Source organism: Streptomyces meridianus, from assembly GCF_023703325.1.
Taxonomy (GTDB): Bacteria; Actinomycetota; Actinomycetes; order Streptomycetales; family Streptomycetaceae; genus Streptomyces; species Streptomyces meridianus.
Genome location: NZ_JAMQGM010000028.1, coordinates 53,147 through 74,898 on the forward strand (window position 1 = coordinate 53,147; position 21,752 = coordinate 74,898).

Sequence of the window (21,752 nt, forward strand, 5' to 3'; positions counted from 1 at the left end):
CCCCACTGCACCGGGCCGGGCGCGCATGCAGAGCCACGGGAACCCCCGTGGCGCAAGGAGCGCCTGCAGCCCGACCAGCCGGATACCGGTCACCGTGAGAGCTCGGGCGCCCCGCCATTGAACCTGGTGCGAAGGGGCTCGGATGGCGACGAACCCGGAGAACATCCGTCAGGAAAGACCCGGCCGCGGTGCGGACGAGCGCTGGCAGCGCACGTGGAGCCACCGGGAGCAGCTGCTCAAGGTGGCGCGCAGGCGTTCGCTCAACGCCGAGGACGCCGAGGACGCCGTCCACGAGGCCATGGTCCGGGCCGTGGAGGCGTCCGACATCGACGACGAGCGGCTCGGCGCCTGGCTGACCACGGTCACCATGCGGCTGTGCGTCGACCGCCACCGGCAGGTCGACCGCGAGGCACGGGACCATCCGCGGCTCGTCTCCCCGGGCCCGGTCCCGGTGGACGAGGCAGTCTGCGACCGGGACGAGGCCCGCTGGCTGGCGGGGCGCAGTGGCGAACTCCCTGCCCGGCAGGCCGAGGCCCTCAGGCTCAAGTCGCAGGACCTGGACGTCGGGCAGGTCGCGGGCCGTATGGGCCTGAGCTACGAGGCGGTCGAGTCACTGCTGGCCCGGGCCCGCCGGTCGCTGCGCAGTTCGCTGGCCGGGACCCTGTCGGTCGCCGCGCTGTCGTCCGTGTGGGCCCGGGTGCGGGACGGCATCAGCGCCCCGGCCCTCACCACGGCCTCGGCGACGCTCGCCGTGCTGGGCGCCGTGGTCGTCCCCCATGTCCCGGTTCCGCACGCGGATCTCATGCCACCGGCTGCCCCGGCCCGTGCGGAGCCCCGGACGGGCGCACCGGGCGACGAACACGGCCCGTCCGACGGGCGGGGCCATCCGGCGGGTGGCTCGCCGTGGTCCGCGCCGGTGCGGTGGGATGCCGCGGCGGTGCCGGCCGGGCTGGTCGACGGGTTGCCGGCGCCCCTGCCGGAGGTGCCGGGCCCGCCGTCGGCTGCTGTGGTGACCCCTTCGCTCCCCGTACCGGAGTCGAACATTCCGGACTCCGTGCGCCAGGCGTCCCGGACCGGGCCAGACACCGACTCCGCCGACGCCACCGGAACCACCGACGACGCGCCCGCGCTGCCCCGTACGCCCGCGGGCCCGCAAAGCGGCACCGCGGAGAGCCCCGGCGCGGTCACGGACCAGGCCCCGGACGCCACCGCCACCGTTCCCGGCCTGCCGTAGGAGTGTCCCGGCCATCTCCGCCGGGCGGCGGTGACCGGCACTCTCGCGGGCTGGACGAAAAAAACCCGGATCCGCGCGACGGACGAGGCACCTCTGCCCGTAGAGCTGACGACGGCCCCGTTTCCCGGGCCGCTTCCGACGCTGGAGGAGTGCCCCGATGGGTGTCGAGATCTGCGTCGAGGGACTGACGAAATCCTTCGGCAGCCAGGTCATCTGGCAGGACGTCTCGCTCACGCTGCCCGCAGGCGAGATCTCGGTGATGCTCGGGCCCTCGGGCACGGGCAAGTCGGTGTTCCTCAAGACGCTCGTGGGACTGCTCAGGCCCGACCGTGGTGCGATCAACGTGGCCGGCCGCGACATCACCCGGCTGCGCGAGCACGAACTGTACGAAGTGCGGCGGCTGTTCGGCGTTCTCTTCCAGGACGGCGCACTGTTCGGCTCGATGAGCCTCTTCGACAACATCGCCTTTCCGCTGCGCGAGCACACCCGCAAGCCGGAGAGCGAGGTGCGCCGGATCGTCCTCGAGAAGATGGACATGGTCGGTCTGATCGGCGCCGAGGAGAAGCTGCCCGGCGAGATCTCCGGGGGCATGCGCAAGCGTGCGGGGCTGGCGCGGGCGCTGGTGCTCGACCCGGAGATCATCCTGTTCGACGAACCCGACTCCGGTCTCGACCCGGTCCGGGTCGCCTACCTGAACCAGCTGATCGTCGACCTGAACGCGCAGACCGGCGCGACGTTCCTGATCGTCACCCACGACATCGCCTCGGCCCGCCAGGTGCCGGACAACATCGGACTGCTGTTCCGCCGCGAACTGGTGATGTTCGGCCCCCGCAAACAGCTGTTCGCCAGCGACGAGCCGGTCGTCGAGCAGTTCCTGGGCGGGCGGATGCAGGGCCCGATCGGGATGGCCGAGGAGAAGGACGCGGCCCAGGTCGAGCAGGAGCTCGCCGAACTCGACGCGGGCGAGCGCCGCGGCCCGCAGGGCGGCAAGGGCGCGACCGGCGCGATGGGCGACACGCCCCGGCTGCTGCCCGGCCCGGGGGTCCCCAGGTCGCCCCGGTGGGAGGAGATCGCCCGGCGCGAGGAGCGGAGCGACCGGGTGGTGAGCGGCACATGAAATGGTCACCCGCGGGAGCCGCCACCGGCGTCCTCAGCAGCTCCGGCAGCCTGTTCGCGCTCGCCCTGGACATCTTCCGCTCCCTGTTCCGGCGGCCCTTCCAGGCCCGGGAGTTCATCCAGCAGGCATGGTTTCTCGCCAGCGTCACGATCCTGCCGACCGCACTGGTCTCGATCCCCTTCGGCGCGGTCATCGCGCTCCAGATCGGCAGCCTCACCCGGCAGCTCGGGGCGCAGTCGTTCGCCGGCGCGGCATCCGTGCTGGCCGTGCTGCGGGAGGCGTCGCCCATCGTCACCGCCCTGCTCATCGCCGGGGCCGGCGGCTCCGCGATCTGTGCCGACCTCGGGGCGCGCAAGATCCGCGAGGAGATCGACGCCATGGAGGTGCTCGGCATCAACCCGGTGCACCGGTTGGTGGTCCCCCGCGTCCTGGCCTCCATGCTCGTCGCTGCGCTCCTGAACGGGCTGGTCTCGGTGGTCGGCATCGCCGGCGGCTACTTCTTCAACGTGGTCCTCCAGGACGGCACGCCGGGCGCGTACCTGGCCTCCTTCACGATGCTCGCCCAGCTGCCCGACCTCTATGCGGCCGAACTCAAGGCCCTCGTCTTCGGCGCGCTCGCGGCGGTGGTCGCCGCGCACAAGGGACTGACCGCGCAGGGCGGGCCGAAGGGCGTCGGTGACGCGGTGAACCAGTCCGTGATCATCACGTTCATGCTCCTGTTCGTCGTGAACTTCGTGATGACGGCCGTCTACTTCCAACTCGTTCCGCAGAGGGGATAGCTGTGGCGTCCTACGAACGTTTCCTCTCGCGACCGCTCCGTTCCCTGGAGGGACTCGGCGGCCAACTGGCCTTCTACGGGCTCTCCATGGCGTGGACCGCTCGCACGCTCCGCCGCTACAAGAAGGAGGTGCTGCGGCTGCTGGCGGAGATCAGCTTCGGCCGCGGCGCGCTCGCGGTGGTCGGCGGCAGTGTGGGCGTCATCGCCTTCCTCACGTTCTTCACCGGCACCGAGGTCGGCCTCCAGGGCTACGCGGCGCTGAACCAGCTGGGCACGTCGAACTTCGTGGCGTTCCTGTCCGCCTACTTCAACACCCGCGAGATCGCGCCGCTGGTCTCCGGGCTCGCGCTCTCCGCCACCGTCGGCGCGGGCTTCACCGCCCAACTCGGCGCCATGCGGATCAGCGACGAGGTCGACGCCCTCGAGGTGATGGGCATCCCCTCGGTCCCGTTCCTGGTCACCACCCGGATGATCGCCGGGTTCGTCGCGGTGATCCCGCTCTACATCGTCGGGCTGCTCTCGTCGTACTTCGCCGCCCGGACCATCACCACCGGCTACTACGGCCAGTCGACGGGTACCTACGACCACTACTTCCAGCAGTACCTGCCACCCGTCGACGTGCTGTGGTCCTTCGGCAAGGTGATCGTCTTCGCCGTCGTGATCATCCTCGTCCACTGCTACTACGGCTACCACGCCTCGGGCGGACCGGCCGGGGTGGGCGTCGCGGTCGGGCGGGCGGTGCGCACCTCCATCGTCGCGGTCAACGTCCTCGACTTCTTCCTCAGCCTCGCCATCTGGGGCGCCAACACCACAGTGCGGATTGCGGGGTAGCCCATGCCGACGTCGATGATGCGGCGCGCTTACGTGCGCCCCTCCCTGCGGGGACTGTCCCCGAAGAACCTGTCCCGTCCGGGGGAACTACGGCTGTACGGGGTGGTGTTCCTCGTCGTCATCGCCCTGCTGCTGTCGCTGACCGTGGCCGTCTACCGGAAGGCGTTCACCCCGGTCGTCAACGTCACGCTCGAGGCAGGCTCCATCGGCAACCAGATGGACCGCCGGGCGGACGTCAAACTGCGCGGCCTGATCGTCGGCGAGGTCCGCTCGGTGCGGGCCGACGGGGAGAAGGCGACCCTCGACCTCGCCCTCGAACCCGACGACGTGGAGCTGATCCCGTCCGACGTGCAGGCCCGGCTGCTGCCCAAGACGCTCTTCGGCGAGAAGTACGTCGACCTGGTGATCCCCGAGGACGCGCCGGGCCGGCCCATCCGTCAGGACGCTCCGCCCCGGCCCATCCGTGAGGGCGACGTCATCACGCAGGACCGCACCCGGGCGGGCATCGAGATCCAGCAGCTGATGAACGATCTGATGCCGCTGCTGCGCACCGTGCAGCCCGGCGAACTCAACGCCACGCTCACCGCCTTCGCCACTGCCCTGGAGGGACGCGGCGACGACATCGGTGACAACCTCGCCCGCCTGGAGCGCTATCTCAAGCGCCTCAATCCCCACCTGCCCTCCCTCGAGGAGGACATCGCCCGGTTCGCCGACGTCGCGGAGATCTACGCCGACGCCGCGCCGGACCTGCTGCGTGTGCTGGACAACGCCGTCACCGGCAGCCGGACCCTGGTCGAGAAGGAGGACGCGCTGCGCTCGGCCCTGACGGGCACGACCCGCTTCGCGGGGACCGCCGAGGGGTTCCTCGACGACAACGCCGAACGGCTCGTCACCCTGGGCCGGGTCTCCCGCCCGACGCTCGCCCTCTTCGCGCGCTACTCGCCGGAGTACCCGTGCCTGCTGGAGGGCCTGGTCGACCAGAACGAACGAGCCGATGAGACCTTCCGAGGCGGAAAGATGCACATCACCCTCGAATTCGCACTGCCGCGGCCGGCCTACCGGCCCGGAGAGGAACCGCGTTACGCCGACCGCCGCGGTCCGCACTGTGCGGGGCTGCCGAATCCCCCGGTCCCCGCACCGGCCCGGCGGTTCGCCGACGGCAGCAACCATGGCGCGGGCACCGTGTCCGCCACCGCGGCCGAGCAGCGCGCCATGGGCGCCCTCGTGGCCCCGGTCATGGGCGTGCCCGCCGACGAGGTGCCCGACGTCGCCACCCTGCTGTTCGGCCCGATGGCCCGCGGAACGGCGGTGAGCGTCGCGTGAACGCGAGGGAAATGACCGGGCCGCTCGTCAAGTTCGGGCTTTTCGCGCTGGTGACCGTGTTGGCGACCGCGGTGCTGGCCGCGACCATCGTCAACTTCCGCATGACACCGACCGACGACTACACGGCCGTGTTCAGCGATGTGACCGGGCTCGAGGTCGGGGACGACATCCGGGTGGCGGGTGTCCGCGTCGGCGAGGTGGAAGACATCCGGATCAAGGACCGGAAGCTGGCCGAGGTGGCGTTCACCGTCTCCGAGGAACGTCCGCTGCTCGCCGGAACCCAGGCCGTCGTCCGCTACCGGAACCTCGTCGGCCAGCGGTACGTCGCCCTCACCGAGGGGGCCGGGGACGGCAGCAGGCTGCCGCCCGGCGGGCAGATCCCGCTCTCCCGGACCCAGCCCGCACTCGACCTGAACGCCCTGCTCAACGGGTTCAAGCCGCTGTTCGCGGCGCTGAGTCCCAAGGACGTCAACCAGCTGGCCATGGAGATCGTCAGGACCCTCCAGGGCGAGGGCGGCACGATCAACAGCCTGCTGACCCACACCGCCTCGCTCACCACCACCCTCGCCGACCGGGACAAGCTGATCGGCTCGGTGATCGACAACCTCAACAAGGTGATCGGCCCGCTCGACAAGCGCAGCGGCCGGCTCTCCGAGCTGATCCGGCAACTGCAGAGACTCGTCTCCGGGCTGTCCGGCGACCGCAAGGCGATCGGGTCGTCGCTCGCCGGCATCAACGGCCTGTCGGAGGCCACCTCGGGGCTGATCGAGGACGGCCGCCCCGCACTGCGCGAGGACATCGCCGGGCTGTCCCGGCTCTCCAAGACGCTGGGCGACCACCACAAGACGGTGGAAGGCGTGCTCCAGCGCTGGCCGCGCAAGCTCAACAAGCTGACCGGCACGGCGACGTACGGCTCCTGGTTCAACTTCTACCTCTGCGACTTCGACGGCCGGGTCGTGCTGCCGGACGACGCCGGGGTGGTCACCCCCAACCTGCACGTCGACCAGGGGAGGTGTGCCACCTGATGATGCCGTTCCGCGAACGCAACCCCGTGACGATCGGCGCCGTCGGCCTGACCGTGCTCGCCGTGCTCCTCGCCGGAGCGTTCAACATCAAGGAGCTGCCGCTCATCGGCGACGGGGACGAGTACACCGCCGCCTTCTCCGAGGCGGGCGGCCTCAAGCCGGGGGACGAGGTACGCGTCGCCGGCGTGAAGGTCGGCAAGGTCGACGAGGTGGCGCTGGACGACGGCCACGTCCGGGTCGGGTTCGACGTCGACGAGGACACGCTGCTCGGCACCCGCACCGGCGCGGCGATCCGGGTCAAGACCATCCTCGGTGCGAAGTACCTGGCCCTGCGGCCGGAGGGCGGCGGGCGGCTGGAACCGGGCACGGAGATACCGCTCAAGCGCACCGAGTCCGCGTACGACGTGGTGGAGGCGTTCAGCGACCTCACCACCACGACCGAGAAGGTCGACACCGAACAGCTGGCCAAGTCGCTGGACACCCTCTCGGACACCTTCGCGGACTCGCCGGAGGAGGTGAAGGCCTCCATCCGGGGGCTGTCGAAGATCTCCCGCACCGTGGCCTCCCGCGACGAGCAGCTGCGTGAGTTGCTGAAGCACGCCGACGGCGTGACGAAGGTCCTGGCCGACCGGTCGGACGAGTTCGGCAAGCTGGTCAAGGACGGCGACGCGCTGTTCAAGGAGATCGACCGGCGGCGCCGGATCATCCACCGGCTGCTCAAGAGCTCCATCGCCCTGGCGACCCAGCTCTCGGGCCTCGTCCACGACAACAAGGCCCAGCTCGGCCCGGCCCTGAAGCGCCTGGACACGGTCGTCACGATGCTCCGCCGCAACCAGGAGAGCATCGACCGCAGCGTCGCGCTGCTCGCGCCCTACGCGCGCCTGTTCACCAACACCCTCGGCAACGGCCGCTGGTTCGACAGCTACATCCAGAACCTGGTCGCTCCCGGTCCCGTCAGCCCTCAGCCCCCGCAGTCCTCCGGAGGTACCCGATGAACCGGCGCCCGGCGCGCCGCCTGGCGCTCCTGCCCGCGCTGTTGCTGGTGGCGGGCGTGGCCTTCCACTTCTGGTCGAAGCCGTCGGACGTGCAGATCACCGCGTACTTCCCGCGGACGGTCGGCATCCACCCCGGATCCGACGTGCGGGTCCTCGGGGTGCGGATCGGCGAGGTCACCGCGGTGCAGCCGCAGGGCGACCGGGTCCGGGTCGGGCTCCGGTACGACGCGGAGCAGCGGGTCCCGGCCGCCGCCAAGGCCGCAGTCATCAACTCCTCGGTGGTCAGCGACCGTTACGTGCAACTGCTGCCGGCCTACCGCACGGGGCCGGTGATGCGCAGCGGCACCGTCATCCCGCAGAGCCGCACCGCGGTGCCCGTCGAACTGGACCGGGTCTTCGACAGCCTGCACACCACCGCGAAGGCGCTGGGACCCAAGGGCGCCAACCAGGACGGCTCGCTGTCCCGTCTGCTCGGCGTCTCCGCCGACAACCTCGGCGGGCAGGGCGAGCAGCTCAACGGGACCGTCAAGGACCTCTCGAAGGCGGTCACCACCCTGTCGAACGGCCGCGAGGACATGTTCGGCACGGTCCGGAACCTCCAGGTGTTCACCGGCGTGCTGGCGGCCGACGACGGCCGGGTCCGGTCGTTCAACGACAACCTGGCCAAGGTCGCGGGACAGCTGGCCGGAGAGCGCAAGGACCTGGCGAAGGCCATCAAGGAACTGGCCCGGGCGCTCGGTGAGGTCGCCCTGTTCGTCAAGGACAACAGGAAGGCGCTCTCCCAGGACGTGAAGGGGCTCAGCGAGGTCACCAAGGTGCTGGTGGAGCAGCGCGCGGCGCTGGAGGAACTGGCGGACGTCTTCCCCGCCGGTCTGTCCAACCTGGATCTCGCCTACAACCCGGCCACCGGCGCCCTGGACACCCGCAACAACGCGCAGAAACCGCAGGATCCGGCCGCGGTGCTGTGCTCCCTGCTGCGGACGACCGGGGACCGGACGGACTGCGGCGATCTGCGGAAACTCTTCGACAAGCTGCCCGAACTCCCCACCGGAGAAGCCTTGTCCGGTCTTCCGCTGAAGGACGGGAAGCTCCTCCCGATCTCGGGGACCGGCACGGTCGACAGGTCGTTCGGCGGCATTCTGGAGGTGCGGACATGAGGTCCCTTCGGCCGGCAGGGCGCCGGCGGGGCGCGGGCGCGGCAGTCGTCTGGGCGGCTGCCGGAGCGGTGCTGCTGACCGGCTGCGGGTTCGACGGGCTGAGCGATCTGCCGCTGCCCGGCGGGGCCGCCACCGGCGACGACGCCTACCGGGTCACCGTGCAGTTCCGGGACGTGCTCGACCTCGTGCCGCAGTCCGCGGTGAAGGTCAACAACGTCACCGTGGGCTCCGTCGAGAAGATCGAGCTGGACGGCTGGCAGGCCCGCGTCGTGCTGCGGGTCGCCGACTCGGTGAAGCTGCCGCACAACGCGGTCGCCGAGCTGAGCCAGACCAGCATGCTCGGCGAGAAGTACGTCGCGCTGGCAGCCCCGAAGGGCGTGCAGGCCGTCGGCCGGCTCGGGGACGGCGACCGGATCCCGCTGTCGCGCAGCAGCCGCAGCCAGGAGATCGAGGAGGTCCTGTCGGCACTGTCGGCCCTGCTCAACGGCGGTGGCGTGGCCCAACTTCATACGATCACTGTGGAGTTGAACAAGGCATTGGCGGGCCGCGAGAACCGGGTCAAGTCACTGCTGGCCGAGCTCGACACCTTCATCGGCGGGCTCGACAAGCAGCGCAAGGACATCGTCCGGGCGATGGAGGGACTGGACCGGCTGGCCCGGACGCTCCGCAAGGAGCAGGCCACGGTCAACCGGGCCGTCGACGAGATTCCGCCCGGCCTCGAGGTGCTGGCCGGGCAGCGCAAGAACCTCACGCGGATGCTGGCCGCCCTGGACGACCTCAGCACCGTCGGCACCAGGGTCGTCAAGGCGTCGCGGAACGACGTCGTCGCCAACCTCGAGAACCTCCGGCCGATCCTCGCCCGGCTCAACGAGGCGGGTGCGGACCTGCCCAACGCGCTGGAACTGCTGACGACCTACCCGTTCCCGCGCAGCGCCGCCGGCGCGATCAGGGGCGACTTCACGAACCTCAGGATCACCGCCGATCTGGATCTCGAGAGCGTCTACGGCAACCTGCCCGAGGATTCCGGCAAGCCGAAGCCCGGCAAGCCCGGCAAGCCGAAGGTGCCCGGCCTGCCGGACCTTCCCGTCCCGGACCTGCCGGACCTGCCCGACACCGGCAAGCCGCCCGCGGTGCCCTGCATTCCGGGGGACGACTGCTCGGACGAGGAGAAGGACTCCGGTTCCGGGTCGCCGGACGACGGCTCGCTGTGCCTGCCGCTGTGCACCGGCACCCAGGCCTCCTACCGGACCGCCGGCTATCCGAGCGGCGTGAACCGGGCGCTCGCCGAACTGCTGACCAGGGGGTTGCTGCCGTGATCACACGAACGGTCAAGTCGCAGCTGCTGGCCTTCGGCATCGTCACCGTGCTCGGCGTCTCCTACGTGGGCGCCGAGTACGCCGGGCTGGCGGACCGGGTCTTCGACGACAGCTACACCGTGCGGGCCGACTTCGCCGAGTCCGGCGGCATCTTCCCGGGCGCGGAGGTCACCTACCGCGGGGTCCCGGTCGGCCGGGTCGGTGACCTCCACCTCCAGCGCAATGGCGTCGGCGTGGAACTCGACCTGGAGGACGACCCGTCCGTCCCCGCGGACACGCTGGCCGTCGTCGCCAACCGTTCGGCGATCGGCGAGCAGTACGTCGACCTCCAGCCGCGCTCCGACGACGGCCCGTACCTCGAGGACGGCAGCACCATCGAGCGCGGCGACACCCGCACCCCGCTGCCGTCGACGGATCTCGTCCTCGGCCTCGACCGGCTGGTGAACTCCGTGGACCGCAAGGACCTGCGGGTGACCGTCGACGAACTCGGCAAGGCGTTCGCCGGCAGCGGCCGGGACCTGTCCCGGCTGGTCGACTCCGGCAACGCGCTGGTCGACACGGCGGACGACTCGCTGCCGCAGACGGTCGAGCTGATCGAGGACTCCCGGACGGTCCTGAAGACCCAGCAGGACAAGGGGTCGGCGATCAAGTCGTTCTCGCGCGACCTCGCCGACCTCACGGACACCCTGAAGGGCAGCGACGCTGACATCCGCAAGCTGATCGACAACGGCGACCCGGCCGCCCACCAGCTGGACTCGCTGCTGAAGGAGAACCGCAAGGCACTGCCGGTGCTGCTGGGCAACCTGATCAGCGGCGGACAGATCACCACGGCCCGGCTGCCCAACCTGGAACAGGTCCTGGTGACCTTCCCGGCCGTGGTGGCCGGCAGCTACACCGTGCAACCCGGTGACGGCACCACCCACTTCGGCATGGTCGTCAACGCGGACGACCCGCCCGCCTGCAAGCGCGGCTACGGCACCCGGTGGCGGGATCCCTCGGACACGAGCGAGAGGCGGGCGAACACCTCGGCCCGCTGTGCGGAACCGCGCGGCAGCAAGACCTCGGTCCGGGGGGCCCAGAACGCCCCCCGTCCGTCCGGGGAGCAGGGGGCGGGCGGCGCCGACCGGGCGTCGTACGTCGCGCCGTACGACGAGGAGACCGGTGCGGTGCGGGGCCCCGACGGGCAGGTCGTCCGGATCGGGACAACGGGGGGACAGCAGAGTGCGTTCGGAAAGGACTCGTGGCAATGGCTGCTCGTGGGACCGATGGCATGACAACCGACGAGATGTCCCCGGCCGGGGACGGCGCGTCCGGCGGGCGGCTGCGGCTGCGGCTGCCGGCCGGTGCGGCGCGGGCGCTGCGGCCCACGGCGGCCGGCGTGGTGCGCGCGGCGCGCCACGGCCGTGCCGTCCCGGCCGTCCTCGCCGTGGCCGCCGTGCTGCTGACGGCCGTGTCCGGGTTCCTCGGACTGCGGGTGTACGAGCGGCACCAGGAGGAGGAGCGCGGCCGGGATGCCCTCGCGGCGGCCCGGCAGTCGGCACTGAACTTCACCTCTCTCGACTACCGGCACTACGGCCGCGACAGCCGCAACGTGCTCAAAGGCGCCACCGGCAGCTTCAAGCAGCAGTTCGCTGCCCAGACGAAGGAGTTGACGAAGCTCGTCGCGAAGAACAAGTCCGTGTCCGAGGGAAAGATCCTCGAAGCGGGGCTCGTCCGGTCGGGCGAGCGGTCCGCACGGGTGCTGGTCGTCGCGGACAGCAAGGTGACCAACGTCGCCGCGCCGGAGGGCCGCGCCCGCAACTACCGCCTGCAGCTCGACATGGTGCGCCGGGACGGGCGCTGGCTGACGTCCGACATCGAGTTCGTCGGCTGAGCGTCCGTCGGGAGACGTGGCCGGCAGGCCGGTACAGCACAGCAAGGAGAGACATCGTGGCGAATCAGACGGTCCGGCGGCGAGCCGGAGGAACCGGCCGGCAGCGTACGGTCGCGGCTGCGGCCCGCGCGGCGGCGAAGCGGGCGGAGCGGGCTCAGCAGGCGGACGTGGAGGGTGCGCTGCAGTCCGATGGCACTGCGCGGTCCACACAGGAGACCGAGTCGGCAGGAGGTCCCTCGGCGGCGGAGAAGCCGGGCCCGGGCGGCGCGAAGGACGTCACGGGGGAGGCGACCACGGCGAAGTCCACGACGGAGGCGGCTGCCGCGCCGGCCGCGACGCCCGGACGCCGTTCGGACCTGGTCCGCGTGGGGCTCGCGCTGGTGGTGGCGGCGGGCCTGGCCGCGACGATCCTGCTCGGTACGGAGTACCGCGAGGCCGGGCAGACCGGCCGGGCGAGTGAGGAGGCCGTCGCCGCGGCCCGCGCGATGGCTCCCGAGATCCTCTCCTACGACCACCGCCGACTGGACCGGGACTTCGCGGCGGCCCGCAAGCACCTGACCGGGGGCTTCCGCGAGGAGTACGCCCGGACCACCTCGCGGGTGGTCAAGCCGACCGCCGAGAAGTACAAGGGATCGGTCAAGGCGACCGTCGCACGGCCCCCGGGCGGTGGCGACGACCCGGCGGTGTCCGTGGTGTCGGCCTCACCGGACAAGGTGGTCGTCCTGCTGTTCATGAACCAGATCACGGAGAGCGCGAAGATCTCGACGCCGCGCGTCGACCTCAATCGCGTGCGGATGACGCTGGTGCGCACATCGGACGGCTGGAAGGCGAGTGCCGTCGACGCCTTGTAGGCAGCGGGGGACGGGACCGGGGATCCATCGGTACAGCCGTTGCTGCCGAGCCCTTGGGTGCGGTCGTCGGCTGCGGGGGCTCCGCGTCCGGGTGGGGCGGGTCCCGAAGCCGCCCACGCCGCAGGCCGATCTCGAAATGCTGGGAGAACGGGACGAAGGTGCCGGAACGCTGTGCGTCCCGGACGGCATGCGTGGGCGGCAGCCGCGAAGCTTCTGGGGAAGGTGCCGGTCTCCGCCGTCTCAGCCCGTGGCCGTCGGCTTCGCCGACTCGGAGGCGTGGCGGTGTTCGGCGTTGATGCGCTGGGCTTCTTCGAGCTGGTCTTCCAGGATGACGATGCGGCAGGCGGCCTCGATGGGGGTGCCCTGGTCGACGAGTTCACGGGCGCGGGCGGCGATGCGCAACTGGTAGCGGGAGTAGCGGCGGTGGCCGCCCTGGGAACGCAGCGGTGTGATGAGGCGGGCTTCGCCGATGGCGCGGAGGAAGCCCTGGCTGGTGCCGAGCATTTCGGCGGCCCGGCCCATCGTGTAGGCGGGGTAGTCGTCGTCGTCGAGACGGCCGTACGTGTCGTCTGCTGTCATCTGCACCTCTCTGGGGGAACGGGAACGCGTGGAGGGGTCCTGGTGCCGTGCGGCACCAGGACCCCGAAGGAACTACTGGACCATCTGCCGGCCTTGTTACAGCGCCGGCTTCCTGTTTCCGCAGACCCGACCGAGATGCCGTCGGGGGTGCGGGGATCGCGATTGCCTGACCGGAGACCACCTCACTGTCGATGTCCTGCGGTACCCGGGCTCATGAGTTCCACCCGGGCGATCCTGATGGCGCGGGTTCCTCCGTTCTTCCCTCGATGATCACTTACTTGCCGAACGGGTACTGCGTACTGCTGGTACTGCGAACTTCACGTGCAGGTACCGCCACTGCGGTGGCCGTGGTCCTGCTCACGGCGGCCCCTGATCACTGCGGGCCACCCGGTCCGGTCGTCAGTCCCGTTGCCTTCCTGCGACAACCCTGGCTTCGGAACTCCACCACCGCACCGTCCTGCGAACTGCAACTGCGGTTACTGCGGCCGGCAGTTCGTCTCTGCCAGGCCTTGCTGTCTCTCTGAGTTACGGGAGAAACCATAACCACGCCATCGCCGGATGTCCACTCCGGCCGACATAGATTCTTGTGTGTTCGACGATGAGGTATCGAATCGAACAGCGGTTGGCGGTGGGGGCCGGGTTGACGGGCCGCAGGCCGGGGCTCCGGCGATCCGGAGGCCGGGGTGACCTGACGGACGCGAATGGGCGGGAGTGTCGCAGCTCGCCGTCCCGCGACATCCCTTGCCGGCGCACGCGGCAGCCCCCGGAATCCTCGGGTGCGGGCGGCCGACGATCGCAACCGAGGCCGCCGCCAGGGCGACTTCGGTGGCCCCGGGCCCGGGTGTGGCGTCAAAGTGATCCTTTGATCAGCTCAAAGGACTGGTGTTACTCTTCCGCTCATGACGACAGCAGCCGCGCATCATCACGCCAGGAGCACCGTGCTCGTGGCGCGCCTGCACGTCGACCTCTGCCGCTGTGCCGTCGCGGCCTGTCGCCGTATCTGAGCGACTCACGGCGGCGCCGCAGCCCTCCCCTGACACGCACCGGGGTACTCCGGCCGCCGCACCTCGTCCCGCAGTCCCTTTCCTCACGCCGGAGTTGTGCCCGTGTCCTCCCCTGCCTCCGCGAAGCCGTCCGGCTTCTCACTGCCCAAGCTCCCCTTCTGGGCCCAGATACTGGCCGGCCTCGTGGCCGGTGTCCTGCTCGGCTGGATCGCCCGCAGCGGTGACGTCACCTGGCTCGTGACCGCCCTCGACAAGATCGGCGGTATCTTCGTCCAGCTGCTGAAGCTGGCCGTCGCCCCGCTCGTGTTCTTCGCCATCCTGGTGTCGATCACCAACCTGCGGCAGGTCAACAACGCCGCCCGGCTGGCCGGCCGCACCCTGCTCTGGTTCATGATCACCTCGCTGGTGTCGGTCGCCATCGGCCTCGCCATCGGCCTGCTCACCGACCCGGGCGCGGGCACCGGGCTCAGCACCAAGGACGGTGCCGAGCCGGAACAGGCGGGCTCCTGGCTCGACTTCCTCACCGGCATCGTGCCCACCGACGTCATCACGCCGTTCACCGAACTCAACGTCCTGCAGATCGTCTTCATGGCCGTCGTCGCCGGAATCGCCGCGCTCCAGCTCGGCGAGAAGGCCCGGCCGATCCTGACGTTCAGCCACTCCGTCCTGGAGCTGCTGCAGAAGGCCCTGTGGTGGGTCATCCGGCTCGCACCCATCGGCACACTGGGCCTCATCGGCACCGCCATCGCCACTTACGGCTGGGATCTGCTGGGCAAGTACGCCACCTTCACCGTCGACGTCTACGTCGGCTGCGCCCTGGTGATGTTCGGCGTCTACCCGCTGCTGCTCGCCGGCGTCGCCAAGCTCAACCCGCTGCAGTTCTTCCGCGGCGCCTGGCCCGCGATCCAGCTGGCGTTCGTCTCGCGCTCCTCGGTCGGCACCATGCCGGTCACCAAGCGGGTCACCGAGCGTCTCGGCGTTCCGCAGGAGTACGCCTCGTTCGCCGTGCCGTTCGGCGCCACCACGAAGATGGACGGCTGCGCCGCCATCTACCCGGCGCTGGCCGCGATCTTCATCGCGGAGATCTTCGGAGTGGACCTCGGTGTCGGCGACTACCTGCTGATCGTCTTCGTCTCGGTCATCGGCTCGGCCGCCACCGCCGGTCTGACCGGCGCGACCGTGATGCTCACCCTGACCCTCTCCACGCTGGGGCTGCCGCTGGAGGGTGTCGGTCTGCTGCTGGCCATCGACCCGGTGCTGGACATGATGCGTACGGCCACCAACGTGACGGGCCAGGCCCTCGTGCCGGTGCTGGTCGCGTCCCGGGAGAAGATCCTGGACCGCGGCGCCTACGACTCCGCCACGAGCCTCGACGTGGTCGAGGAGACCCCCACGGCGGCACCGCAACCGGCCACGGCGTAACACCGCAACGGCGCGCACGAGCGGGCCCGTTCCTTCCGTCCCGGAGGAGCGGGTCCGCTCGCCGTTCGTGCGCAGCCGGGCCGCGTCCGGCGCTGAACCTCCGGGCGGCTGCTATGCCGCGTCGGGGGTCAGACGGAGATGTCCGGCGCCCGGTGGCGTCTCGGCGAGTGAGAGGTGGGCCAGCAGTTCCGCCTCGGAGAGGACCTCGATGTCGTGCCCGGCGTCGAGGAGCTGCTGGGCCTTCCGGTGCTCCTCGCCGAGCACCGTGCCCGGCGCGAAGCGGCCGGGGTCGGGGGTGGCCACCACCAGGATGTCGGTGAGCCGGTTCACCCCGGTGACGACCCGGCCCCCGGCCGCGGTGACCCGGGCGGTGGCCTCGCCGGGAGCCATCGAGGCCGGGGTCCCGGTCAGGCACACCGTGCGTCCGTAGAGCATGCCGCCGGGGTCCGCGTCCGGGTGTGCGTGGGGCACGAGTGGCCGCCGGCCGGGGGAGCGGTGGCGGCAGTCGTGCCAGGCACCCGAAGCGGAGCCCTGGCGGCCGTACACGAGGTGGAGCTTCGTCAGCAGCATGTCGAGGCTGTCCACGTCGTGCAGGTCCATGGCGGCGACGGTGATCCGGGCGGTCGCGGTGGCCTCCGCTTCGGCGTCGCGGTGCCGGGCCGGCATGACGACGCCCGCGGCGCGTGCCACGAAGGGCAGACCGTACGAGAGCAGCCGCCAGGTCTGACGGGCGATGAGTTCGGTGCAGCCGTACTTGAGCGTGGGCCGGGGGGCGCCGGTGCGGGTGCACGCCGCCCGCAGCGCCCCGAAGACGAAGGCGGCGTGGTGGGCGACCAGCGGGCGACCGCCGGTGAAGGCCAGGATCTCCTCGAGCGCGGCGGGCCAGGACGGCGCATCCTGCACGGTCTGCCGGGTGACGTCGTGCGAGCGGACCGGACCGCGGGTGAACGCTCCGGTGCCCGGCGGCCGGACGAGGATGCTGAACCGGTCGGTGATACGGCCGCGTTCGACGGCGGTGAGGCCCACGGCGCAGATGCTTCCAGGCCAGTCGTTCGCGGTGTCGACGTCGACCGCCACCCAGTTCGCGCTCATGCGAACCCCTCCCTGCTCCACCCCTACGTCGAATATTCACACGATGGACACATGGCAGACAAGTTCGAATGCAGTGCGGGAGTGGCGCCTCGGTCGAGCCGGGTGACGGGGGCCTCGGACGAGCATGCGTCCGGGCGTCTGGACCGGCCGTGCCGGGGAATGAGGTTCCTCAGCCAGGTACCCGTCCGCCCCGACCCGGAGGTGCGAGCAGCATGTTCTCCCTCGACGACGAACTGCGGCCTGCGCCGCCCGGCAACGACCGCATACGGTGCGCCCGATGAGCCCCCTCCGCAGCGGCCGCATGCCCTGGTGGCTCTCGCTGCCGCTCGCCGTCGCCATCGTGCTGGCCCTGGTCCTGGTCGCCGGCCAACTCCGCTGGATCAAGGACCTCTCCGACCCGTTCGGCACCGAGACCAAGGACCGCACCGGGCCGACACTGCTGAAGTCCATTCAGGACATGAGCCGTTACGAGGCGGCCTCGGGCTCGTTCCAGGTCGTCGTGGACCTCGACAAGGACGCGAAATTCCTCCCCGACGCGGTGCGCGGCACCCGCACCCTGTTCGTGGGAACCGGCAGTGTGGCGGCGTACGTGGACCTCGGCGGCGTGGGCGAGGACGCCGTCACGGTCTCGAAGGACCGCCGGACGGCGAAGATCCGCGTGCCGCACGCCCGTCTGGGCAAACCCGCGCTGGATGTCGACCACTCCTACGCGGTCAGCAAGGAACGCGGGCTGCTCGACCGGCTGGGCGACCTCTTCTCCGACAACCCGAACGACGAGCGCGAGGTGCACCAGTTGGCCGCCCGGCACATCGCCACGGCCGCGAAGCGCAGCGGCCTCCGGGGCAGGGCCGAAAAGAACACCGAGTCGATGCTGACGAGCCTGCTGAAGTCGCTCGGATACCGGAGCGTCACCGTGGAGTTCGACAGCCCGAAGCCGGGCGGCGGCAGCGGGTCCGGCTCCGCGGACGGCGGCTGAGCCGGAGCACACCGGGTCCGCCGGCCGCAGCACTACACTCACCACGCGTACACAGTGGTGAGGGTGGAAGGACACGTCGTGGGTGCCAAGGGCCGGCGGCTGCCGCGGGCGGTGCGGGAGCAGCAGATGCTCGACGCTGCCGTGACGACGTTCGGGCAGCGCGGCTACCGTGCCGCATCGATGGACGAGATCGCCGAGGCCGCGGGGGTCTCCAAGCCGCTGGTGTACCTCTACCTGAACTCCAAGGACGATCTGTTCGGCGCGTGTGTCCGCCGCGAGGCGGAGGCACTGGTCGGGGCGGTGCGCGCCGCGGTCGAGGACGGGCCACCCGACCGGCAGCTGTGGAGCGGCCTGCGAGGATTCTTCGCGCACGCGGCCGGGTCTCCCGACGGCTGGGCGGTGCTCTACCTGCACGCGCGCACCCACGGCGAGCCGTTCGCCCGCGACTTCGTGGCGATGCGCGAGGAGATCGTCACCTACGTGACCCGGCTCATCGCGGAGGCGGCCCGGGCGTCCGACTGCGAACCGAAGCCGGATGAGCGGGAGGTGAGCGGCCTGGCCCACGCGCTGGTGGGCGCGGCCGAGTCGCTGGCCGGATGGATGAACTGCGGGGCTCGGGACGGGGCCCCGTCGGCGAAGGAAGCGGCCGGGCTGCTGATGAACTTCGCCTGGGCCGGGCTGGACAATCTGATGCAGGGACGGCCCTGGTCGCCCACCCGCTGACCGGCACCCGGCCCGGCTTCGGTTCAGGCCGGTGCCTGGTCGACCGCAGGCACCACCTCGCCGGTGAGGTGCAGCCGGGCGCAGTCGGGGCCGCTGCGCACGTCGAAGGAGTGACCCGAGGATCCGAGCGTCACAGTGGCGGGCAGCAGGACGGGCTTGCGGAACTCCGCGTGCACCCGCACCGGTTGCTCGCCGGACACCTCGCGTTCGGCCAGGCAGCGGGCGATCGTCCACATGCCGTGCGCGATGGTGCGGGGGAAGCCGAGGGCCCGTGCGGTCCAGGGGTACAGGTGGATGGGATTCCAGTCACCGGACACCGCCGCGTGGCGCCGGCCCAGGTCGGCTCCGAGGGGCCAGGCCGTGCGGGCCGGAAGCGGCTCGGGGGCGGACGGTGACGCCTGCGCGCCCGGCCCCGGGGGCGGGCTGCCGGGAACGTCGCTCCGGCCCCGGGCCAGGTAGGCGCTGCGGTCCTGCCACACGAGCTCGCCGGCGCGTCGGACCTCGGTGACCATCACGACCTCGGTGCCCTTGCGGTGGGGCCGCAACCCGTCGGCGTAGACGGCCAGTTCGAGGGGGTCCTCGGCGTGCAGGGGCGCCCACTGGGTGATCTCGATCGAGGTGTGCACCAGCCCCAGCAGCGGGAGCGGGAAGGTCCGGTCGCCCATCAGGCGTGCCGCGGCGGGGAAGCCGAGGATGTGCGGATAGGTGATCGGCAGCGGGTCGGTGCGCGGGTAGCCGCAGACCCGTGCGTACGCGGCGAGCCGTCCCAGGTCGAGTCGGCCGCAGGGCAGTTCGATGCGGGTCGGTGGCAACGCGCCGTCGGGCCGCGGGCGTTTGCCGAGGCCGTTCAGGGCGCCCCGGGCGAGGGCGGGCATCAGCAGAGGTGACCGTTGGAGCCTGACGACGTTCATGCTTCCACCGCGCCGCTGTGCCGGGCGGGAATCCTGCCGGACGGCCGGAAGGTCCCGCGAACTGGACCGCGAAGAAGACGGTGCCGGGCCATTGGCCAACTCCTGACTCTGGCGTAAGTTGACATCGCAGTAAGGTTACTGTCGGGTCTTGGGCGGGTCGATATGGGTCCTTCTCACGTCACGAATCCGCAGGCAGGTCCGGTGCCCGTGGCCCCGCCTCCGGGGGCGGCGAACGGCACCCCCGTCGCACGGCTGCCCGGACGATCTCCGCGCATCCCCTCCGAGCCGGTCTCCCGCAGTACCGCCGCATGACATCGGCGCCGTCCGGACCGGGACCGGTGGGACCCCGCAGCCCCGCGGGCCACGGCCGAAGGCCGCCGCCCCCGGTCGGTCGCACCGGTGCCGTGGCCGGCCGGCGCGAGCCGGGCGCGCGACACCGCGGCGCCGGGCCCCGGGAAACGTACGCGCACGACGCCCCGAGACGAGGAGCCGCACGTGTCCAGCAGGAACAGCCCGCCCCTGCCCCCTTCGGCCGACCCGCAGACCTCCGTGGTGGACGGAGTGGTGCGGGAGGTCGTCCAGCCCCCGCTCGTTCCGCTGCCCCTCGAGGGCTCGCTCGCGGACATCCCGTTCGTCAACGCCGCCGAGGCGCCGGAGGAGGCGGTCCTCAGTCGCAAGCAGAAGGACGGCAGTTGGGCCGATGTGACCGCCGCCGAGTTCGGGACCGAGGTTCTGGCGACCGCGAAGGGTCTGATCGCGCACGGCCTGCGGGCCGGTGACCGGCTCGCCGTCATGGCCCGCACCACGTACGAGTGGACGCTGCTGGACTTCGCCGCCTGGGCTGCGGGGCTGGTCACCGTCCCCATCTACCCGACGGCCTCGGCCGCCCAGGCGCGGTGGATCCTCCAGGACTCCGGCGCCGTCGCCTGTGCCGTCGAGACCGTCGACCAGGCCCGGCTGGTGAGTGCCGAGCGCGCGGCGCTGCCCGCCCTCGAACACCTCTGGCAGTTCTCCGCCGCGTCGGGCACGGCCGGCGGCATGGTGGGCCAGCTCGCGACGGCCGGCCGGGAGACGCCGGACGACGAGGTCGCGGCCCGCCGGGCCCTGCTGGGCCCCTCGTCCATCGCGACACTCTGCTACACCTCCGGGACCACCGGACGTCCCAAGGGGTGCGTGCTGACGCACGGCAACTTCTTCGCCGAGGTGGACAACGCGATCGAGCTGCTCCATCCGGTGTTCAAGTCGGTGAGCACCGAACCCGCCTCGACCCTGCTGTTCCTGCCGCTCTCCCACATCTTCGGACGCATGGTCGCCGTCGGCTGCCTGCGGGCCCGGGTCCGGCTCGGCCACGCGCCGAGCATCGACACCGAGGACCTGCTGGCCGATCTCGCCGGATTCCGGCCCACATTCCTGCTGGCCATCCCGTACGTCCTGGAGAAGGTCTACAACACCGGCCGGGCCACCGCCGAGAAGATGGGCCGGGCGTCGTCCTTCGACCGCGCGGCGAACATCGCCCGCCGCTGGGGGGAGGCCACCGAGGCGCAGCAGCACGGCACGGGTAAGGGCCCGGGGGCCGGCCTGCGGGCCGCCCGGGCGCTGTACGACCCGCTGGTCTACCGTCGGATCAGGGCCGCGCTCGGCGGCAAGGTCCGCTACGCGATCTGCGGTGGCTCACCCCTGGGCCGCCGGCTCGCGGCGTTCTACGCGGGCGCGGGCATCGAGGTGTACGAGGGCTACGGCCTGACCGAGACGACCGCTGCGGCCACCGTGACCCCGCCGCTCAAGCCCCGGCTGGGCGCGGTCGGCCGCCCCCTCCCGGGCACTTCGGTGCGGATCGCGGACGACGGGGAGGTGCTGCTGCGGGGCGGCGTGGTGTTCGGCGGCTACTGGGACGCGGCGCGCTCCGCCGCCGTACCCGGTCCCGAGCTGGACGCCGACGGATGGTTCGCCACCGGTGACCTCGGTGCGCTGGACGAGGACGGTTATCTGACCATCACCGGCCGGAAGAAGGAGCTGATCGTCACCGCGGGAGGCAAGAACGTCGCCCCGGCGCCGCTGGAGGACCGGCTGCGCGCCCATCCGCTGGTGGGGCAGTGCCTGGTCGTCGGGGACGACCGGCCCTACATCTCCGCGCTGATCACCCTGGAGCCGGAGGGACTGCTCCACTGGCGGCAGATGCACAAGAAGCAGGGGGTGCCGATCGGGGAGCTGGTGGCCGACCGGGAACTGCTGGCCGCGATCCAGCACGCCGTCGACGATGCCAACGCCCTGGTCTCCCGGGCCGAGTCGATCCGGCGTTTCACGGTGCTGCCGGTGGACTTCACCGAGGCGGAGGGGCATCTGACACCGTCGATGAAGCTGAAGCGCGAGGCGATCGCGCGCGCATTCGGCGGCGAGATCGAGAAGCTGTACGAGAAGACGCCGCCGGGCTCCGTCCCCGCCTGAGGCTCACGTCCCGGCCCGTTTCCGGGGAGACCTCCGGGATGCTTGCGGAAAACGGGTCGCGGCAAAGGCAGGAGCCCCGGTCCTCCGCGTGAGCGGGGGT

The 21,752-nt window shown here is 71.3% G+C and carries 19 protein-coding genes; 16 read left to right on the top strand and 3 right to left on the bottom strand.

Annotated features, from left to right (window positions below):
• The first annotated feature begins 142 nt into the window (after positions 1-142).
• The 12 genes from M1E25_RS13305 (at position 143) to M1E25_RS13360 (ending at position 12,500) form a co-directional block, all read left to right on the top strand.
• On the top strand, positions 143-1,234 hold the full coding sequence (locus M1E25_RS13305) for an RNA polymerase sigma factor (RefSeq protein WP_251414709.1): 1,092 nt from the start codon (positions 143-145) through the stop codon (positions 1,232-1,234).
• A gap of 157 nt (positions 1,235-1,391) precedes the next feature.
• The gene (locus M1E25_RS13310; protein ID WP_251414711.1) at positions 1,392-2,351 is read left to right on the top strand and encodes an ABC transporter ATP-binding protein; all 960 of its coding nucleotides are present in this window, start codon (positions 1,392-1,394) and stop codon (positions 2,349-2,351) included.
• Positions 2,348-3,130: an MlaE family ABC transporter permease gene (locus M1E25_RS13315; protein WP_251414713.1), complete on the top strand. Its 783-nt coding sequence runs from the start codon at positions 2,348-2,350 to the stop codon at positions 3,128-3,130. Before M1E25_RS13310 ends, M1E25_RS13315 begins: the two co-directional genes overlap by 4 nt.
• Before the next feature lie 86 nt (positions 3,131-3,216).
• Entirely contained in the window at positions 3,217-3,960 is a 744-nt protein-coding gene (locus M1E25_RS13320; protein WP_251414879.1) for an ABC transporter permease, read from the top strand.
• Positions 3,961-3,963: 3 nt separating this feature from the next.
• Positions 3,964-5,283 carry an MCE family protein gene (locus tag M1E25_RS13325; RefSeq protein ID WP_251414716.1) on the top strand — a complete coding sequence of 440 codons (1,320 nt, stop codon included), beginning with the start codon at positions 3,964-3,966 and terminating at the stop codon, positions 5,281-5,283.
• An 11-nt stretch (positions 5,284-5,294) separates the two neighbouring features.
• Complete coding sequence (locus M1E25_RS13330; RefSeq protein WP_251414882.1) at positions 5,295-6,308, top strand: MCE family protein; 1,014 nt, start codon at positions 5,295-5,297, stop codon at positions 6,306-6,308.
• Entirely contained in the window at positions 6,308-7,303 is a 996-nt protein-coding gene (locus M1E25_RS13335) for an MCE family protein (RefSeq protein ID WP_251414719.1), read from the top strand. Before M1E25_RS13330 ends, M1E25_RS13335 begins: the two co-directional genes overlap by 1 nt.
• Positions 7,300-8,460, top strand: a complete 1,161-nt coding sequence (locus tag M1E25_RS13340; protein ID WP_251414722.1) for an MCE family protein — start codon at positions 7,300-7,302, stop codon at positions 8,458-8,460. Before M1E25_RS13335 ends, M1E25_RS13340 begins: the two co-directional genes overlap by 4 nt.
• A complete protein-coding gene (locus M1E25_RS13345; protein ID WP_251414726.1) occupies positions 8,457-9,776 on the top strand; it encodes an MCE family protein in 1,320 nt (439 codons plus the stop codon). The genes M1E25_RS13340 and M1E25_RS13345 overlap by 4 nt, the downstream gene beginning before the upstream one ends.
• Positions 9,773-11,050, top strand: a complete 1,278-nt coding sequence (locus M1E25_RS13350; RefSeq protein WP_251414729.1) for an MCE family protein — start codon at positions 9,773-9,775, stop codon at positions 11,048-11,050. The genes M1E25_RS13345 and M1E25_RS13350 overlap by 4 nt, the downstream gene beginning before the upstream one ends.
• Positions 11,047-11,649 carry an Rv1363c family protein gene (locus M1E25_RS13355; protein ID WP_308290424.1) on the top strand — a complete coding sequence of 201 codons (603 nt, stop codon included), beginning with the start codon at positions 11,047-11,049 and terminating at the stop codon, positions 11,647-11,649. Before M1E25_RS13350 ends, M1E25_RS13355 begins: the two co-directional genes overlap by 4 nt.
• 56 nt (positions 11,650-11,705) lie before the next feature.
• Positions 11,706-12,500, top strand: a complete 795-nt coding sequence (locus M1E25_RS13360; protein ID WP_251414731.1) for a hypothetical protein — start codon at positions 11,706-11,708, stop codon at positions 12,498-12,500.
• Positions 12,501-12,740: 240 nt separating this feature from the next.
• Here the strand turns inward: M1E25_RS13360 and M1E25_RS13365 are convergent, their stop codons facing one another.
• On the bottom strand, positions 12,741-13,079 hold the full coding sequence (locus M1E25_RS13365) for a helix-turn-helix domain-containing protein (RefSeq protein ID WP_251414733.1): 339 nt from the start codon (positions 13,077-13,079) through the stop codon (positions 12,741-12,743).
• Positions 13,080-14,185: 1,106 nt separating this feature from the next.
• On the opposite strand from M1E25_RS13365, the gene M1E25_RS13370 reads away from it, so the two are divergent.
• Entirely contained in the window at positions 14,186-15,505 is a 1,320-nt protein-coding gene (locus M1E25_RS13370) for a dicarboxylate/amino acid:cation symporter (protein ID WP_251414735.1), read from the top strand.
• A 111-nt stretch (positions 15,506-15,616) separates the two neighbouring features.
• Here M1E25_RS13370 and M1E25_RS13375 read toward each other — a convergent pair whose 3' ends face one another.
• Positions 15,617-16,597 (bottom strand): exonuclease domain-containing protein, encoded by a 981-nt coding sequence (locus M1E25_RS13375; protein WP_251414738.1) that lies wholly within the window; start codon positions 16,595-16,597, stop codon positions 15,617-15,619.
• 277 nt (positions 16,598-16,874) lie between these two features.
• Here M1E25_RS13375 and M1E25_RS13380 point away from each other — a divergent pair, with 277 nt between their 5' ends.
• Together M1E25_RS13380 and M1E25_RS13385 are read left to right on the top strand one after the other, a co-directional pair.
• Positions 16,875-17,573: a DUF4230 domain-containing protein gene (locus tag M1E25_RS13380; protein WP_251414741.1), complete on the top strand. Its 699-nt coding sequence runs from the start codon at positions 16,875-16,877 to the stop codon at positions 17,571-17,573.
• Between the two features lie 78 nt (positions 17,574-17,651).
• The gene (locus M1E25_RS13385; RefSeq protein WP_251414888.1) at positions 17,652-18,296 is read left to right on the top strand and encodes a TetR/AcrR family transcriptional regulator; all 645 of its coding nucleotides are present in this window, start codon (positions 17,652-17,654) and stop codon (positions 18,294-18,296) included.
• 23 nt (positions 18,297-18,319) lie between these two features.
• Here M1E25_RS13385 and M1E25_RS13390 read toward each other — a convergent pair whose 3' ends face one another.
• Positions 18,320-19,207 carry a MaoC/PaaZ C-terminal domain-containing protein gene (locus tag M1E25_RS13390; RefSeq protein ID WP_251414744.1) on the bottom strand — a complete coding sequence of 296 codons (888 nt, stop codon included), beginning with the start codon at positions 19,205-19,207 and terminating at the stop codon, positions 18,320-18,322.
• A 495-nt stretch (positions 19,208-19,702) separates the two neighbouring features.
• On the opposite strand from M1E25_RS13390, the gene M1E25_RS13395 reads away from it, so the two are divergent.
• Entirely contained in the window at positions 19,703-21,652 is a 1,950-nt protein-coding gene (locus tag M1E25_RS13395) for an AMP-dependent synthetase/ligase (protein ID WP_372500735.1), read from the top strand.
• The last annotated feature ends 100 nt before the right edge of the window (positions 21,653-21,752 follow it).

Excerpts from the sequence above, each read along its gene's own strand:
- M1E25_RS13320 (WP_251414879.1), top strand. The coding sequence starts at position 3,217 with ATGGCGTGGACCGCTCGCACGCTCCGCCGCTACAAGAAGGAGGTGCTG.
- M1E25_RS13390 (WP_251414744.1), bottom strand. The coding sequence starts at position 19,207 with ATGAACGTCGTCAGGCTCCAACGGTCACCTCTGCTGATGCCCGCCCTC.
- M1E25_RS13340 (WP_251414722.1), top strand. The coding sequence starts at position 7,300 with ATGAACCGGCGCCCGGCGCGCCGCCTGGCGCTCCTGCCCGCGCTGTTG.
- M1E25_RS13375 (WP_251414738.1), bottom strand. The coding sequence starts at position 16,597 with ATGAGCGCGAACTGGGTGGCGGTCGACGTCGACACCGCGAACGACTGG.
- M1E25_RS13365 (WP_251414733.1), bottom strand. The coding sequence starts at position 13,079 with ATGACAGCAGACGACACGTACGGCCGTCTCGACGACGACGACTACCCC.
- M1E25_RS13335 (WP_251414719.1), top strand. The coding sequence starts at position 6,308 with ATGATGCCGTTCCGCGAACGCAACCCCGTGACGATCGGCGCCGTCGGC.
- M1E25_RS13380 (WP_251414741.1), top strand. The coding sequence starts at position 16,875 with ATGAGCCCCCTCCGCAGCGGCCGCATGCCCTGGTGGCTCTCGCTGCCG.
- M1E25_RS13330 (WP_251414882.1), top strand. The coding sequence starts at position 5,295 with ATGACCGGGCCGCTCGTCAAGTTCGGGCTTTTCGCGCTGGTGACCGTG.
- M1E25_RS13345 (WP_251414726.1), top strand. The coding sequence starts at position 8,457 with ATGAGGTCCCTTCGGCCGGCAGGGCGCCGGCGGGGCGCGGGCGCGGCA.
- M1E25_RS13310 (WP_251414711.1), top strand. The coding sequence starts at position 1,392 with ATGGGTGTCGAGATCTGCGTCGAGGGACTGACGAAATCCTTCGGCAGC.
- M1E25_RS13305 (WP_251414709.1), top strand. The coding sequence starts at position 143 with ATGGCGACGAACCCGGAGAACATCCGTCAGGAAAGACCCGGCCGCGGT.
- M1E25_RS13355 (WP_308290424.1), top strand. The coding sequence starts at position 11,047 with ATGACAACCGACGAGATGTCCCCGGCCGGGGACGGCGCGTCCGGCGGG.
- M1E25_RS13315 (WP_251414713.1), top strand. The coding sequence starts at position 2,348 with ATGAAATGGTCACCCGCGGGAGCCGCCACCGGCGTCCTCAGCAGCTCC.
- M1E25_RS13325 (WP_251414716.1), top strand. The coding sequence starts at position 3,964 with ATGCCGACGTCGATGATGCGGCGCGCTTACGTGCGCCCCTCCCTGCGG.